16 protein-coding genes are annotated in these 14,166 nt (G+C 32.7%); all 16 read right to left on the bottom strand.

From position 1 onward, the window contains the following. Nucleotides 1–81: 81 nt before the first annotated feature. A complete protein-coding gene (gene rlmH, locus C3E88_RS11090; protein ID WP_236910252.1) occupies nucleotides 82–561 on the bottom strand; it encodes a 23S rRNA (pseudouridine(1915)-N(3))-methyltransferase RlmH in 480 nt (159 codons plus the stop codon). Then, nucleotides 551–982, bottom strand: a complete 432-nt coding sequence (locus C3E88_RS11085; RefSeq protein ID WP_236910251.1) for an HNH endonuclease — start codon at nucleotides 980–982, stop codon at nucleotides 551–553. The genes rlmH and C3E88_RS11085 overlap by 11 nt, the downstream gene beginning before the upstream one ends. 97 nt (nucleotides 983–1,079) lie before the next feature. Then, complete coding sequence (gene rbr / locus C3E88_RS11080; protein WP_236910250.1) at nucleotides 1,080–1,667, bottom strand: rubrerythrin; 588 nt, start codon at nucleotides 1,665–1,667, stop codon at nucleotides 1,080–1,082. 40 nt (nucleotides 1,668–1,707) lie between these two features. Continuing rightward, entirely contained in the window at nucleotides 1,708–2,013 is a 306-nt protein-coding gene (locus C3E88_RS11075; RefSeq protein ID WP_236910249.1) for a hypothetical protein, read from the bottom strand. An 83-nt stretch (nucleotides 2,014–2,096) separates the two neighbouring features. Then, nucleotides 2,097–2,849, bottom strand: a complete 753-nt coding sequence (gene surE, locus C3E88_RS11070) for a 5'/3'-nucleotidase SurE (RefSeq protein WP_236910248.1) — start codon at nucleotides 2,847–2,849, stop codon at nucleotides 2,097–2,099. A 100-nt stretch (nucleotides 2,850–2,949) separates the two neighbouring features. Beyond that, nucleotides 2,950–4,086: a DUF3298 domain-containing protein gene (locus C3E88_RS11065; RefSeq protein WP_236910247.1), complete on the bottom strand. Its 1,137-nt coding sequence runs from the start codon at nucleotides 4,084–4,086 to the stop codon at nucleotides 2,950–2,952. A gap of 100 nt (nucleotides 4,087–4,186) precedes the next feature. Then, nucleotides 4,187–5,329, bottom strand: coding sequence for an RtcB family protein (locus C3E88_RS11060; protein WP_236910246.1), 1,143 nt, complete (start codon nucleotides 5,327–5,329; stop codon nucleotides 4,187–4,189). Between the two features lie 21 nt (nucleotides 5,330–5,350). Further along, nucleotides 5,351–5,518: a CxxH/CxxC protein gene (locus tag C3E88_RS11055; RefSeq protein WP_236910245.1), complete on the bottom strand. Its 168-nt coding sequence runs from the start codon at nucleotides 5,516–5,518 to the stop codon at nucleotides 5,351–5,353. Nucleotides 5,519–5,627: 109 nt separating this feature from the next. Beyond that, nucleotides 5,628–6,767 (bottom strand): serine protease HtrA, encoded by a 1,140-nt coding sequence (gene htrA, locus C3E88_RS11050; RefSeq protein WP_236910244.1) that lies wholly within the window; start codon nucleotides 6,765–6,767, stop codon nucleotides 5,628–5,630. Nucleotides 6,768–6,785: 18 nt separating this feature from the next. Next, nucleotides 6,786–7,580, bottom strand: coding sequence for an MBL fold metallo-hydrolase (locus tag C3E88_RS11045; RefSeq protein WP_236910243.1), 795 nt, complete (start codon nucleotides 7,578–7,580; stop codon nucleotides 6,786–6,788). Between the two features lie 115 nt (nucleotides 7,581–7,695). Continuing rightward, nucleotides 7,696–8,541 (bottom strand): hypothetical protein, encoded by an 846-nt coding sequence (locus tag C3E88_RS11040; protein WP_236910242.1) that lies wholly within the window; start codon nucleotides 8,539–8,541, stop codon nucleotides 7,696–7,698. A 31-nt stretch (nucleotides 8,542–8,572) separates the two neighbouring features. Next, entirely contained in the window at nucleotides 8,573–10,018 is a 1,446-nt protein-coding gene (locus C3E88_RS11035; RefSeq protein ID WP_236910241.1) for a hypothetical protein, read from the bottom strand. A gap of 30 nt (nucleotides 10,019–10,048) precedes the next feature. Beyond that, entirely contained in the window at nucleotides 10,049–10,543 is a 495-nt protein-coding gene (locus C3E88_RS11030) for a hypothetical protein (protein ID WP_236910240.1), read from the bottom strand. 76 nt (nucleotides 10,544–10,619) lie between these two features. After that, complete coding sequence (locus C3E88_RS11025; RefSeq protein WP_236910239.1) at nucleotides 10,620–12,443, bottom strand: sensor histidine kinase; 1,824 nt, start codon at nucleotides 12,441–12,443, stop codon at nucleotides 10,620–10,622. Nucleotides 12,444–12,446: 3 nt separating this feature from the next. Continuing rightward, nucleotides 12,447–13,139, bottom strand: a complete 693-nt coding sequence (gene yycF / locus C3E88_RS11020) for a response regulator YycF (protein WP_236910238.1) — start codon at nucleotides 13,137–13,139, stop codon at nucleotides 12,447–12,449. 27 nt (nucleotides 13,140–13,166) lie between these two features. Beyond that, nucleotides 13,167–13,964 carry a peptidase MA family metallohydrolase gene (locus C3E88_RS11015; RefSeq protein WP_236910237.1) on the bottom strand — a complete coding sequence of 266 codons (798 nt, stop codon included), beginning with the start codon at nucleotides 13,962–13,964 and terminating at the stop codon, nucleotides 13,167–13,169. Nucleotides 13,965–14,166: the final 202 nt, after the last annotated feature.

Here is a 14,166-nt window from a genome sequence, read left to right as displayed (position 1 = left end):
TATATACTTATACACATTATACCATTTCCTTATGGTCCGTGGTAACCCCTAAATCCTAATTTATAATCAATAAGGCTTGTCCTACTTATGATACGGTTCACCTCTAATTATCCTAAACCCCCTATATATTTGCTCTAACAATATCATTCTCATCAACTGATGGGGAAAGGTCATTTTGGAGAAGGATAATTTAAAGTGGCTCCTTGCTAGCACATCATCAGATAGCCCTAAGGAGCCACCGATTATAAAGGTTAAATCGTTTATTCCATCTATCATTAAATCCTCCATTTTACCAGCTAATTCTTCTGAAGACATTTGCTTCCCTTTTATATCTAAAGGAATTATATATGAGTTGGATGAGATTTTAGATATGATTCTCTTTCCTTCCTTACCTTTTATTATATCTATTTCCCTATCTGTCAGGTTTTCTGGTGCTCTTTCGTCTTCTACTTCCACTATTTCTATGCTACAATACCTTGAAAGTCGTTTTATATATTCCTTGATACCATCTCTTATATATTTTTCTTTTATCTTACCTACTGCAATAATTCTAATCCTCATATTTCCCTCCTAATAGTATAATTCGCACTATAGTATTGTTTTTTATATAAAATCGCATATATTTACTTTGAAAAACAAAGTTTGGTTCTATATATTCTATTCTATCAATATATAATATTTGCTCTTTTAAATCCTCTCTTGGAATAATAAGTTTTCCAATTCTAATCATCCCATCATCAAAGGCCCGTTGAAATAATCTAATTATCCTCTCTTCATAGTCACTAGGTACTCTATTTTCTTTCAACCTATTACATTTTCCGCAAGATAACACCAGGTTAAACACTTCCTTAGTTCCACCTTTGGATTTTGGAAGATAGTGATCCAAGGTTATTTGCCTAAATTTTAAACTCTTCCCACAATAAAAGCACTTTTTCCTTTCTCTTTCATAGATATATATCTTTTCACTGTTGGGAATATTCATGTGCATCCACCTTTTTCTATAAAACTTATTATAACATTTTTTCTTTAAAATTAAAAAAGCTGCAGATACTTAAATAGTATCTACAGCATTCTCTTATTTAATAAGTTTCAACAAATACTTCGAAGTGATCTATAGGATGTGCACAGGCTGGACATTTTTCTGGTGCAGATTTACCTTTGTGAATATATCCACAGTTGTTACACTTCCACTCCACTTCTTCATCTTTTTCAAATACTCTATTGTTTTCAATATTTGCTAAAAGCTTTCTATATCTTATTTCATGACGTTCTTCTACTTCTGCAATTTCTCTAAATACATAAGCTATTTGAGGAAATCCTTCTTCTTCTGCTACATCTGCAAATTTAGGATATAGATCTGTCCATTCTTCATTTTCGCCTTCAGCTGCAGATTTTAAGTTTGTCTTTGTATCGCCTAATGTTACAGGATAAGAAGCACCATTAATTTCTATAGCCTCTCCACATAGATCTTCATTTAAAAATTTGAAGAACCTTTTAGCATGTTCTTTCTCGTTTTCAGCAGTTTCTATAAATATGTTAGATATTTGAACATACCCTTCTTTTCTTGCTTGAGAGGCATAGTATGTATATCTTGTCCTAGCCTGGGATTCTCCTGCAAATGCTTTCATTAAATTTTCTGCTGTTCTAGTACCTTTTAAAGATTTCATCAAAATTCCCCCTATTTTTATTAATTATTTTATATTAAAATTAATCTTTTAACATATTATCCCTAAAAAATACGATTAATCCGTAGTTAGCTAAAATCTCCATATATTGTTTATGGGGAGACCCTTCCAAACATTCAATCAAAGCGTCGTCCTTGTACTTTTGTTCATTCTTTTTTATCTCATCTTCAAATATCTTCAATGCTTCTTCTCTTGTATCGACTCCCATTAATAATTCTTTATATCTATCGTACTCTTTAGCCAACTCGCCCTTAAAATGTTCATCTAGTTCTGGGTATCTACTAACATAGTCTCTTAAAACCTCTTCTTTACTTTTGATTTTAACCATATAAATCCATCTCCTTATATGTTAAAATTCTTACAATATAATAATACCCAAATGTTTTAGAATCTATCAGTTTTTATGATTCTTTATATCCAACTTTCAACTTTTTTTAACAGATTAAAATTCGTAAGATCATAATGCAAAGGGGTAATGGTTACATATCCTTGGGACAAATAAAACCTATCTGTATCCTCTTCAAATTCTGTATCTTTTCTTCCCTGTAGTTTTAATACTTTTTCCCCTTTGTTTCCATTGTCCTCCATGAGGTAATAATCATACACTACTCCACCTATCTTACATACCTTGATGCCCTTAACCTTTTCTTCTTCCAGGTAAGGGGTATTAATGCTTAATATTATATTATTGTTCACTAGATCCTCTTTGGATTTTTCAAGTATATCTTTGCCATATTCTGCCGCTAGATAATAATCGATTTTTCCATCTATCCATTCTGCCGATAGAGCCATGGCAGGTAAATTATATATATTTGCTTCTATGGCAGCAGATACAGTACCGGAATACAGTATATCCATGCCTGCATTTAATCCCATATTTATACCCGATATTACCAAGTCTACAGGACCTTCTATCAATTTATCTAAAGCTATTCTTACACAGTCTGCTGGAGTACCAGAAACACTATATGCTTTAGATTTTATTCCTTCTAGTTCAATTTCCTTTACGATTAAAGATTTGGATATTGTTATAGCTTGGCTTTGGGCACTTCTTTGTTCCTCTGGCGCCACTATAATTATCTCATGATCCTTTTCTAGCATTTTAGCTAATACATGAATCCCTTCAGAATGTATACCATCATCATTGACTAATAATATCCTCATTTTTCGCCTCCTCAAAATCAATAGTTATAAATAGTATTATACCAAAATTCAAAAAAAATAGCATATAAAAACCCTTATCTCAAGATAAGGGTTTTTATGCTTAATATTTTATGTTCAACATCCCGTCGTTAGTAATAGTCGTCTCTCCCTGTAATACTTGTTCTATAAAGCTAATGGGCACAAAAGTCGTTCCTTTTATAAGCTTAGATTCTTCTTCTAAATATACAAAAGCTTTAGAAAAATAGTACTTATCCCCACCTACATAAACACCAGCTGATACGGCTTCTTTGTTCATACTCGCAACCTTATTTTTTCCGTCCCATGTTACTTTAAACTCTAATGTTTCAGCAACTTCTCTAAATGGAATCATTATTGTACCTTTTTCAGATTTGAACATAGGCGTGTTCAATTTTACTTCTTTACCATTTATTGTGATCTTGTTGAAGTTTACATCTTCAGCCGTTGATTCTGAATCTTTTAATATATGTGCTATACTCTTGTTTGGTATCTTGAACTCTGGATGTCCCATATACCATGGAGTTATATCATAGGGTTGAAAAGTAATCACTATGTTCCCATCCTTATCAATATAAAAATCATGTGAATCATCTATGGTTACAAATTTTTCATCATCTGTAAAATATGATTTAGCCTCATCTTTTATCTGCCTATTTATTTCATTATTTATTTGATCATTAATAATACTCTTAAAGTCGCTGCCATCCTTAAATAGATCTGATAATTGAATAGTTTGGTTTTTATCTATATCAATATTATAATAATCCCTTCTCGAACTTCCATGAGCTCCACCTGTAAAAATATAGGTATCAACCACAATAGATAATATATCTTCACTAGACTTGATATCATGTCCAACTATCATCTGTGGCTTCCACTCAATATCTAATTTTTTTAGTCCTTCTACATCTTCTTCAAATTTCTTAATATTCTCTTCCGTATGCGCTTTAATTAAATGGTTTAACTCCTCTTGATATTGAGAATCTTTTAAACCTTTAATTACCGGTATCTTTATATCTATCTCTGCACCGTCGATATTAGGTTTAATAATTTCTGTTTCTACCTTAATCTCGTTCTCTTCTAATTCTGTATTTATAGATATTGGATTTTCTAGTTCATTTTTTACATTAACATCTGTAATTTTATCTGCCAAAACTATAGATACATTTCCCATGGTTAAACATCCTGCTAAACCTATTGCTATTACTCTTTTATTCATCTATAATGCCCCCTTAATTTTTCTGTTATATATAGATTACCACCTATATGGAGATATTTGGTTACATTAAGGTTACATAGAGGTTACAACTAGTTTAAATCTAGCCCTTAATAACCCCTAAAGGCGTTAGTTTAATCGCCCTCTTGACCAGATCCTTTTGGTTTTCCATAACTTCTTCTATATCTTTGTAGGCCATAGGAGCCTCTGAAAAATCTTTCCTCCAACCTTTGTGAACAATACCTCCCATAGCCTTATCCGCCATCTCCTTTGTAATGGTTTTGTTAGCTTGTCTCCTAGACATTACCCTACCAGCACCATGGGAACAGCTCCTAAAGCTTTCAGGATTTCCTAGACCTTCTACTATATAAGATGGGGTTCCCATAGAACCAGGAATAATTCCCAGCTCTCCTCTTTCTGCCCTTATAGCTCCCTTTCTATGAACTATAACCTCTTTTCCAAAGTGTTTCTCAAGGGATGCATAATTGTGGTGAATAGAAACTTTTTTAAGTATTTCTCTGGATTTTGTCTCTTCCCTAAATATATCATAAAATTGTTCTAATAATTGCCTTCTGTTCTCTGCTGCAAATTCTAAAGCATAGTTCATAGCATTAAAATACTCCTGACCTTCATCAGAATCCATATAAAGGCCTGCTAAGTCTTGTTTTGGAGGAACTAATTTTGTCTTTTCGTTTAATTTTACAGCTATATTGTTATAGTATTCAGCTATTTTATATCCAAAGTTTCTACTACCAGAATGAACCATCAACCATATATGTCCATCACTGCCTTGCTCCATTGTTAAAAAATGATTTCCTCCTCCTAGAGTTCCTAGTTGGTATCTAGCAGCATCTAATTCTTCCATTATTATTTTTGAATTAGGCGGATTATTAAACCCTTCCCATGTTCTTGGTCTTTTGTGGTGTTTAAATCCTAGGGGAATGGATTTATGAGCCTTGTCTACTATTTTTTCAATAGCTCTAATATCCATATTCTTAATATCAGTTTTTGCTGCAATAATTCCACAGCCAATATCCACACCAACAGCATTTGGAATGATCACCCCTAGAGATGCCAAAACTCCCCCTATAGGCATACCAAATCCTACATGGGCATCTGCCATTAGCGCTATATGGGAATAGGCAAAACTTAGATCAGAAAGGTTTTTAGCTTGACGTAAAGCCTCTTCTTCTAAATCCGTTGCCCAAGATTTTATGGGTATTTTTCCTAAGTTATATACCTTCATCGATCTCTCCTTTCTTTCGTCTCAAACTACTAAGTATTTAGGTGTTCTTTCACAATAATTGCAGCTATGGGGACTAGCCCAATCGGTAAATGAAACCTTTTCTAATTCATATATATCCGGCGGTTGCTCATAAACTTCAACAAAATCCTCTATTGCATCTTCCAAATGTTCGTTGCAAACTACATACATAATATCAACTCCACTTATTTAATGGATACAAACTTATTTTCCTTTAGTATATACATTATACACCATGTTTATAAAAGCTTGACATCGACGTCAAGCTTTTATATGAATATTATTTTACTTGATTAAATACAACTACAACGGGAATTTCCTTTCCATTTCTAACAATTATTAGATTGGCCTTATCCCCTTTATTATATTTGTATAGCATTTTTCCCAATTGGCTCTTGCTTTCAATTTCCTGATTATCCATCTTAATTATTATATCCCCTGGTCTAAGCCCTGCCTTATCTGCCGGACTATTAGGGGCTATTTCCAATATTATAACCCCCTTATCAACACTTAATTCTACTCCCATCTGTCTTTCATATCTTTCTATTTCAATTCCCGTAATACCTAAATATACTATCTTAAAGTCTCCTTCTTTAACTATCTGATCAATAATAGGTTTTACAACATTGATAGGAATTGCAAAACCTAGTCCCTCTGCAGCAGAGGATTTTATCTTCACAGTATTTATACCTATTACTTCCCCTTTGCTATTCAACAGAGGCCCCCCACTATTGCCAGGGTTTATAGAAGCATCTGTTTGTATCAAGTTTTCTATTACATTATATTGATCTACTCTTATAGATCTATTCAATCCTGATATTATACCTGATGTAACAGTCCTTTGGAAATCCAATCCTAAGGGGTTCCCTATGGCTACAGCTAACTGGCCTACCTCCAAAGAATCTGAATCTCCTAAATCAGCAGTAGGAAGTCCTTTAGCCTCTACCTTGACCACAGCCAAGTCTAATGCAACATCATACCACAAAACATTTCCCGGAAGGGTATCGCCATTTTCAAATAAGACATTAATCCTTTTAGCTTTACCGTCTCCTACTACATGGGAATTAGTAAGTATATATCCATTAGCATTTACTATTACCCCTGAGCCTACACCTTCCACTTCCCTTTCCCATATAAACTCCCTTTGGACTTGAACAGTAGTTATTCCAACTACAGAGCTCATGGCTTTTTTTGCTACTGCCTCCACAGAAGATATATCTTCAGAAGGTGTAATATTAATGTGTTGACCTACATCTGATGGTACTTCTTTTTTATAAATATCTGGTATGGGAATCACCTTTCCATAAAGATAATTAGGTGCAATATAAGCACTAATTATTCCTCCAACAGTAGCTGCAATTAACGCAACAATAAAATAGGACAATACACTTCTCCTTTTTGGTGGCCTTTCATAGTACATTAAAATCCCTCCTACCTATTATAAGCTATATACCTTTGTTGGCCTATCTCTATAGGTCAGATCCAAAGCAATATCCCTGTTTATATCCATTCCACAGTTTTCCATAAACCCTTTCACCGTTTCATGGGCTAAAGAAGGAATATTGTTTTCCTTACTTAAATGAGCTAACAATATTATTTCCCCATTTCCCGATAGAACTTCTGATAAAACCATTCCTGCATCCTCATTAGATAAATGTCCACGGGCACTCAATATTCTCTTTTTTAAATACCAAGGATAATTCCCTTCTTTAAGCATATTTACATCGTGATTTGATTCCAATAAGTACAAAGAAGAACCTTTTATTTTATCCTTCATACTATTGTTTACCCAACCTGTATCCGTCATAATAGTTATTTTCGTATCTTTATAATGAAATATGTAACCTACAGGATCGGCAGCATCATGAAATATCTTAAACGGATGTACTCCTAAGTCCTTTATTTCTAAATCCTTATCCGATTCTATTACCTTAATGTTTTTAGCTTTTATTTCTCCTATTTTTTCAGTCATATTAAACCAAGTCTTTTCATTAGCGAGGATAGGTATATCATATCTTCTAGATAAAACCCCTGCTCCCCTTATATGATCTGTATGCTCATGGGTTATAAGTATATAATCAATTGATGTAGGACACACATCTATAGACGATAATAAATTCTCTATTCTCCTTCCACTAAAACCTGCATCTACTAATACTCTAGCCCTATCCGTTTCAATGTATTGACAATTGCCACTACTACCACTAGATAGGGAACAAAACTTTATTCCCAATTGATTCCCCTCCAAATTATAAAATGTCTACTTCCTTTTATTATAATATATATTTTACTAAAAAACTAATGCTATAAAAGATAAATTAAAAAAAGAAGAACCAAATTGTTCTTCTCTAATACTCATCTATAAATACCTTATATCCATCTTTAAACTGGACTTTCCAAGCAGGCACTGCTTTTCCCTGTTTAGCTTCTCCTGGCTCTTCCAGATAATCATGTTTTTGAGGATCAAAATAGTAACACAAAGAAATATCTGTAATAGTTTTTCCATGAACTTCTTCCATATCTAATAACGCTAATATAGCTTTTGGCGCTGTGCTTATGTATATCTTTGCCTCACCTAAATCTTCAGTTATAAGCCACTGTCTTTCAAACCTTTTTACTCCCCGTTTGTCTATCTGAAAGTTTGTAAAAGCCCTTTCCACAAACACATCATCATACACTTTCGAATATTCTATATAAAAAGTACCTTTTTCCTCTTTAATAAAAGTCAATTTCATATCAGATGTATCAAAATTTTTTTCTTCTAAGAACTTTCCTGCAATTTGAATTGCCTTATTTTCATCTATATCATCGTATACTTCTTTATTCCCTTTGTTTTCATATAATATTAATTTATTATTCATGACTATAATAGATTCTTGACCTTTTATTATTTCTCCAAATCCATTCCCATTTTTATTTAGAATTCCCTTACCATCTAAAAAGTATTTATTAAGGTCTTCCAGCCTAATCTTTTCATAGCCCACATTCATAGCATTTAAATAGGGAATATCCGTTGGTATCTGAGTAGCTACAGATATGTTCTTATCTTCTAACAATCTTACTACATCCTTTATAAAATCTTCTTTTAGAGTAGGTTCATCTATGGTTTTCTCGCCTATAAGAACATATGCTAACAAAATATTTGTTATAATAAAAGCCACTATTAAAATGGTCTTAGCCTTTGACCAGTCCATTTACTTTCACCATCCAAACTCTCCTCACCAACTATCTTTCGAACACTAATTCCCCAGTGTATACATCAAAAGCATATATTCTATTTTCTGTTTCTAATAACCATACTCCAATTAGCTTCTCTTCCTTATCCTTTATACAAGGATCTAAATAAGCTATGTCTATGTTTTGAATAGAAGATAATATTTCATTGGTTATAGTTTCCCTATTTATATCATCATAGCTTAAATTTTTATCATAAATATACCTTTTTTCTAACAAATCATATATGGGGTTCATATTAATAATATCAAAAGCAGATAACATTTGCTTGTTTTCAGCCAAATTAAGATCGGATATATTCATATCCTTTCTAACGAACCTCTTATAATTCCTAACGTACCTATTAAATACATCTATCTGTATAAAATCTTCTATAGTATTGTCTCCTAATATTACCGGTACGCCCCTTACCCTATGACTAAAGATTAATCTATATCCTTGGTTTTTCTCTGACTCTATTTCTTCCTCTATTTCTTCTATTTTTGTTAAATACATACTCTCTGGAATTCCAATATGATTGGATAAAAATTCTGCAGCAGTATTTAAGCTTATATATAGATTTCTTTCTCCTACGGGCTCTTCAAGAGGGCTAAAGTATTCTAGAATACCATTTTGATTGATCTTTAACACCTTTTGGTTATATACGTATATTACCGAACCATTGTTTTCAACGATTTCCCTTATATAATCTATATCCTTGTTAAAATATTCCTCTGCAATACTCCGGATCTCCTCAATATTGTTTGGATTCAGTTCATTTTCTACATAAACTATTGGCAAACTTTGGGACATCTCATAGGGGATAAAAGTATTATTATTGCTGTCTAGGGTATCCTTCATGGGATAATAATAAGTATAATCCTCTGTTTCTTCTATTTCTTTTACATATTCCCTTAAGTTACCCATATTAATATCAAAATTGTATACCATTAAATGCCTATCATCATTACTAAATACAAAAAAAGGCTCATCGCTACCTAAGTATAGGTATATACTATCCACCTTAGGCATTCTTTCTGTTATATTGTTAGGTTTGGTAATCTCTAATGATCGAGCTAATATATAGGTACTAAACTTTTCGGGAAAATAAAAAACTATGGATCTTTTCCCATTATATGTTAAAAATTCCTCATCAGATAATATATCAGCCTTAAAATTATTAGAAGATAAAACATCTACTAATATAGATCGAGTACTTGTCCATATGTCTTCATTATCTTCATTGTAAAAAATAGTATGAGATTTTTTATCAAAGTTTAGTAGATATTTATGAGGCCTTACCATATCTGTCAACAAATAGTTTCCACTTAGAGCCTCTTCTCTTTTAAATAATGGTAGTATTTCATAAGGCATCTTCATCCACAGCTGCCTTGTTAAAAATATACTAATACATACCAAGGATAGGAGTAGAAAAGTTTTAAACCTTTCCTTAATCATACTTAATCATCTCCTTAAATCCATGGTTTATTACTTAGTTGGCCCTAATAGATTTAGGTTTCTTGCAGCCTCTTCCGCTAGTGCTTTATCATAGACGTAAAAAATCTTTTCCACTGAAGTGACTCCATCTACTTTAAATATTACTATAACTTTATTTATTCCAGAAACCAACTCAACTTCTTTAGCAAAGCCTAATTTTCCTGACTTTATCGTTTCCTTAGAGATGAGAATATAATCGCTGTCTTTAGGTAAATTAGTTAAAGTAAAATTCTTACCCGTTAAATCAGTTGTACCATAAACTTCTATTATTATATTAGTTCCTGTTGGCGCCTTTCCAGATATCAACGCTACCTTTTTCTCAGTAGCTATGGAGCCTTCATCTGGAACTGTAACCTGATATTTGCTTCTATCCATTCTTCTAGCAACCTGTGCCCTTGCTGTACTCATATTTGCTGCATATCCTGCTGTAGAAAATGAAAAAATCATTACAAAAATAAACAAACTAGCTGCAACTTTTTTCCACATATTCTCAACCCTCCTTTTCTATCATACTTTAAGTCAATTATATTATATATTAGATATGTTACAAAAGTGTTACAACCTAATTAAGATTAAATGACACATCAACAACTGCAGGCAGAATAATATCCACTTCAGTACCAACTTTATACTCAGATTTTAATATTATATCTCCCCCATGGGCTTCTACTATCTGCTTTGCAATAGAAAGCCCTAAGCCAGTTCCACCTAATTCTCTACTTCTTCCTTTATCAACCCTATAAAACCTTTCAAATATCCTTCCCTTATCCTCTTCAGGTATGCCTATTCCATTATCCTTTACCGTTATAATCACATTTTCATCTTTGTTTCTAGCAAGTATATCTATATTTCCTTTGTTAGGAGTATATTTTATTGCATTAGATATTATATTTAGTATTACCTGTTCCATACCATCTTTATCTATTACAATATCTGGAACATCCTCCTCTATATCTATATGAAAACTTTGTTCTTTCTCTTTAAAAGCAAATTCCAATTTTAAACATGAATCTCGGATTAACTTTTCTACAGGATACTCTACTTTATTCCACTTAGTCTTATTATAGTCTAGGTTAGAAAGTTGAAGTAGATTTCTAACTATTCGTGCCATCCTATCACACTCGTTATCAATTACAGATAGAAATTTATTGGAAAGATCCTGGTCTATATCCCTATAATCCATCAAGGTTTCCGTATAGCTCTTAATGGTAGTTATTGGGGTCTTTAGTTCATGGGATACATTAGCTACAAACTCCTTCCTCATATTATCCAGTTTATGCTGTTCCGTTATATCTTGGAACACTATTATAATACCTCCAATATCATTTTTTTCATTTCTAAAAGGGGCATATCTTATTCTATATACTACTGAATTTATTTCTATTATGTCATCTCCCTCTAGCGTATCCCAGCTTTCATAATCCACTTTAGTCAAATTAATGCTTTCCATAGGGAAGACCTTTCTGTTTATCAATTCTTCATTTATGGTATCTTCAAGCCCTAATATATCTATAGCAATAGGATTAGCATGAATAATATATCCGTTAAGGTCAATAGCTATGACCCCATCTGCCATATAGTTAAATATGGTATCTAATTTACTTCTTTCTAGGTCCATCTCCTGAATGGTATCCTTTAATTTTAAAGTTAAATAGTTGAACATACTAGCAAGCTGCCCTATTTCATCGTCAGACTTTACTTCAACAAACTGATCAAAATCCCCCTTAGCCATTCTTTCTGCTTTCTTAGTCACATCTCTAATAGGTTCTGTAATACTACTGGCAATAAAAAAGCCTAATAAAACCGTTATGACCAATGCTAACATAGTAGCATTAGTCAGTATTTTCTTAGATTCATCTAAGGTAGTATAAACATCCTGAAGATCGGAGGTCATATAAAAAACACCTTTAACCTGACCTACCTCATTCAATACGGGATAAGCTAAGTGTTTAGATATAGTATCTTCATTAAGATTTTTTTTAATGCCTTCGCTTTTTTCCCCCTCATAAGCGGATAATATTAGGGTAGGGTCAAAGGCTTTATATCTTAATGCATTTTGTCCAACTATTCTATCCTGATTCTTAGAAGAGGAGGCTATTATCCTATAAATTTCTTCTTCATATATAACATATAGAGTTTCAGTCCCATCAAATCTCCATTCATTTAACATGTTTTGAATCTCTTCATTAACTTCAGTCCAATCATCTTCAGATAAATAACTAGAGGTGCTTATTATGGACTCAATCTGTTTTGTCATAGTGCTAGTCCTATTTTCTAATTGTTGCGTCTCAAATCTCTGTACTATAAAAACTCCCACAATTACCATAGCAATAAAAACCAACAAAAAATATACTATGATAAATTTCCATCTTATGCTAGTAAACATAAATTAGCCCCTCCTGAAATAATACCCTACTCCTCTTTTAGTCATTATATATTTAAATTCTCCATCCTCATCCTCTATTTTTTCTCGCAGTCTCCTTACGGTTACATCTACTGTCCTTATATCTCCATAATATTCATAACCCCATACTTCCTCTAGTAATTGTTCTCTTGTAAAAACCTGTTCTGCACTAGCTGCTAAAAATTTTAATAGTTCAAATTCCCTAAGAGTAAGATCTACAACTTGTCCCCTCTTTTTTACCTCATACTTATTTAGATCTATAAGTAAATCATCTGCTATCAATATATCCTCGTTCTCTAAATCCCTACTCGATAACTCAACTCTTCTAAGATTAGCTTTTACGCGGGCTACTAGTTCCCTCATGCTAAAGGGTTTAGTTATATAATCATCTGCCCCTAGCTCCAGTCCCAGCACCTTATCCACTTCTTCCTCTTTTGCAGTTAGCATAAGAACTGGAATCTTAAATTCCTTTCTAATCTCCCTTAGCACTTGAAATCCATCTTTTTTAGGAAGCATAATGTCTAAAAGAACTAAATCAGGTAATACCTCATAAACCTTTTTTACCGCCTCCTCACCATCGTAAGCTAAATCAACCGTATATCCTTCTTTCTCTAGATTAAACTTAACGATATCAGCAATGGATTTTTCATCATCTACTACTAGTATCTTCTTATCCATAATAATATCACTCCATAAAATTAATAATTAATATCCAATTTCACTTATGTCCAATTTAAATGCCTTTTTTAATGAAGTGTTTACATTACTCCCTATGCCTAAATTATCTAATAATAAATTGATCTTGTCAAACTCATATTGGGTACTTAAATCGCTAACAATTTCGTAGGATTTCCTGTAAGCCACCCCAGTTTCAATGGCATTAAAATTATCGTTTAAATTCTTCAAGCTAATCCTAGATGTTTCCCCAATTCCTTCCTTCCACTCAAATCCAATAGTCTCCTTTTCCATAAAAAGGGCTAAACCCTCGGTTAGCCATAGGGGGTAATTACCCCTTGTTTTTTCATCAACGATTAGATGGGTAAATTCGTGGATCACAGGTGTGTTTTCTTTATATTCTCGTTCTATATCAACCCCTTCAATCCAAAGATAGGGTGAAAGGAGGTTTATTGTCCCACTATAATATACTCCTAAAGGTGGGGTAGCCCCTTTGATTTTTACCGTATCCATTATCTCCTTTTCATCATCATATATTATTATAGGAATAATATCCTTGGGATAATGGTCAAAATATGAACATACTGTATCATAATATTGTTCAGCTATATTTCCCGTCAACTCTCCAATATCCCTTTCATGGTCCTTAAAGTATATGGTAAAATGATCTGTTTTTATAGTGTCATAACCCTCTAAAGAGGTCAGTAACTTAGTTTTCTCATAATTCCTAATTATGGGATAAATTGATACCTGTACATACTCTTTCAATATGCAGAAGGAAAACAATACTATGATTGCAATAGAAGTGTATAATAATACCTTTCTCATCAGATTACCCCCTTTATATATAATATGATAAATTTTAACTATATGATATTGAATTAAGTATGTACATGATATATAATGTTCCTAGCAAGGGGGAGTAGCTTTGCAAATAGTCAGTCGTCAATACGGATAATTCCCGGCTGACTGTCCTATGATATAGTAGGTAGCAAGACCTTTGTTTAAACAGGTATGTTTAAACAAAGGT

This window comes from Clostridium sp. Cult3 (assembly GCF_021655115.1).
GTDB lineage: Bacteria > Bacillota > Clostridia > Tissierellales > Tepidimicrobiaceae > PPXY01.
This window is presented reverse-complemented; position numbering and strand designations above follow the sequence as displayed.

Coding starts and splice junctions, on each gene's coding strand:
- rlmH (WP_236910252.1), bottom strand. CDS start 561: ATGAGGATTAGAATTATTGCAGTAGGTAAGATAAAAGAAAAATATATA.
- C3E88_RS11085 (WP_236910251.1), bottom strand. CDS start 982: ATGAATATTCCCAACAGTGAAAAGATATATATCTATGAAAGAGAAAGG.
- rbr (WP_236910250.1), bottom strand. CDS start 1,667: ATGAAATCTTTAAAAGGTACTAGAACAGCAGAAAATTTAATGAAAGCA.
- C3E88_RS11075 (WP_236910249.1), bottom strand. CDS start 2,013: ATGGTTAAAATCAAAAGTAAAGAAGAGGTTTTAAGAGACTATGTTAGT.
- surE (WP_236910248.1), bottom strand. CDS start 2,849: ATGAGGATATTATTAGTCAATGATGATGGTATACATTCTGAAGGGATT.
- C3E88_RS11065 (WP_236910247.1), bottom strand. CDS start 4,086: ATGAATAAAAGAGTAATAGCAATAGGTTTAGCAGGATGTTTAACCATG.
- C3E88_RS11060 (WP_236910246.1), bottom strand. CDS start 5,329: ATGAAGGTATATAACTTAGGAAAAATACCCATAAAATCTTGGGCAACG.
- C3E88_RS11055 (WP_236910245.1), bottom strand. CDS start 5,518: ATGTATGTAGTTTGCAACGAACATTTGGAAGATGCAATAGAGGATTTT.
- htrA (WP_236910244.1), bottom strand. CDS start 6,767: ATGTACTATGAAAGGCCACCAAAAAGGAGAAGTGTATTGTCCTATTTT.
- C3E88_RS11040 (WP_236910242.1), bottom strand. CDS start 8,541: ATGGACTGGTCAAAGGCTAAGACCATTTTAATAGTGGCTTTTATTATA.
- C3E88_RS11035 (WP_236910241.1), bottom strand. CDS start 10,018: ATGATTAAGGAAAGGTTTAAAACTTTTCTACTCCTATCCTTGGTATGT.
- C3E88_RS11030 (WP_236910240.1), bottom strand. CDS start 10,543: ATGTGGAAAAAAGTTGCAGCTAGTTTGTTTATTTTTGTAATGATTTTT.
- C3E88_RS11025 (WP_236910239.1), bottom strand. CDS start 12,443: ATGTTTACTAGCATAAGATGGAAATTTATCATAGTATATTTTTTGTTG.
- yycF (WP_236910238.1), bottom strand. CDS start 13,139: ATGGATAAGAAGATACTAGTAGTAGATGATGAAAAATCCATTGCTGAT.
- C3E88_RS11015 (WP_236910237.1), bottom strand. CDS start 13,964: ATGAGAAAGGTATTATTATACACTTCTATTGCAATCATAGTATTGTTT.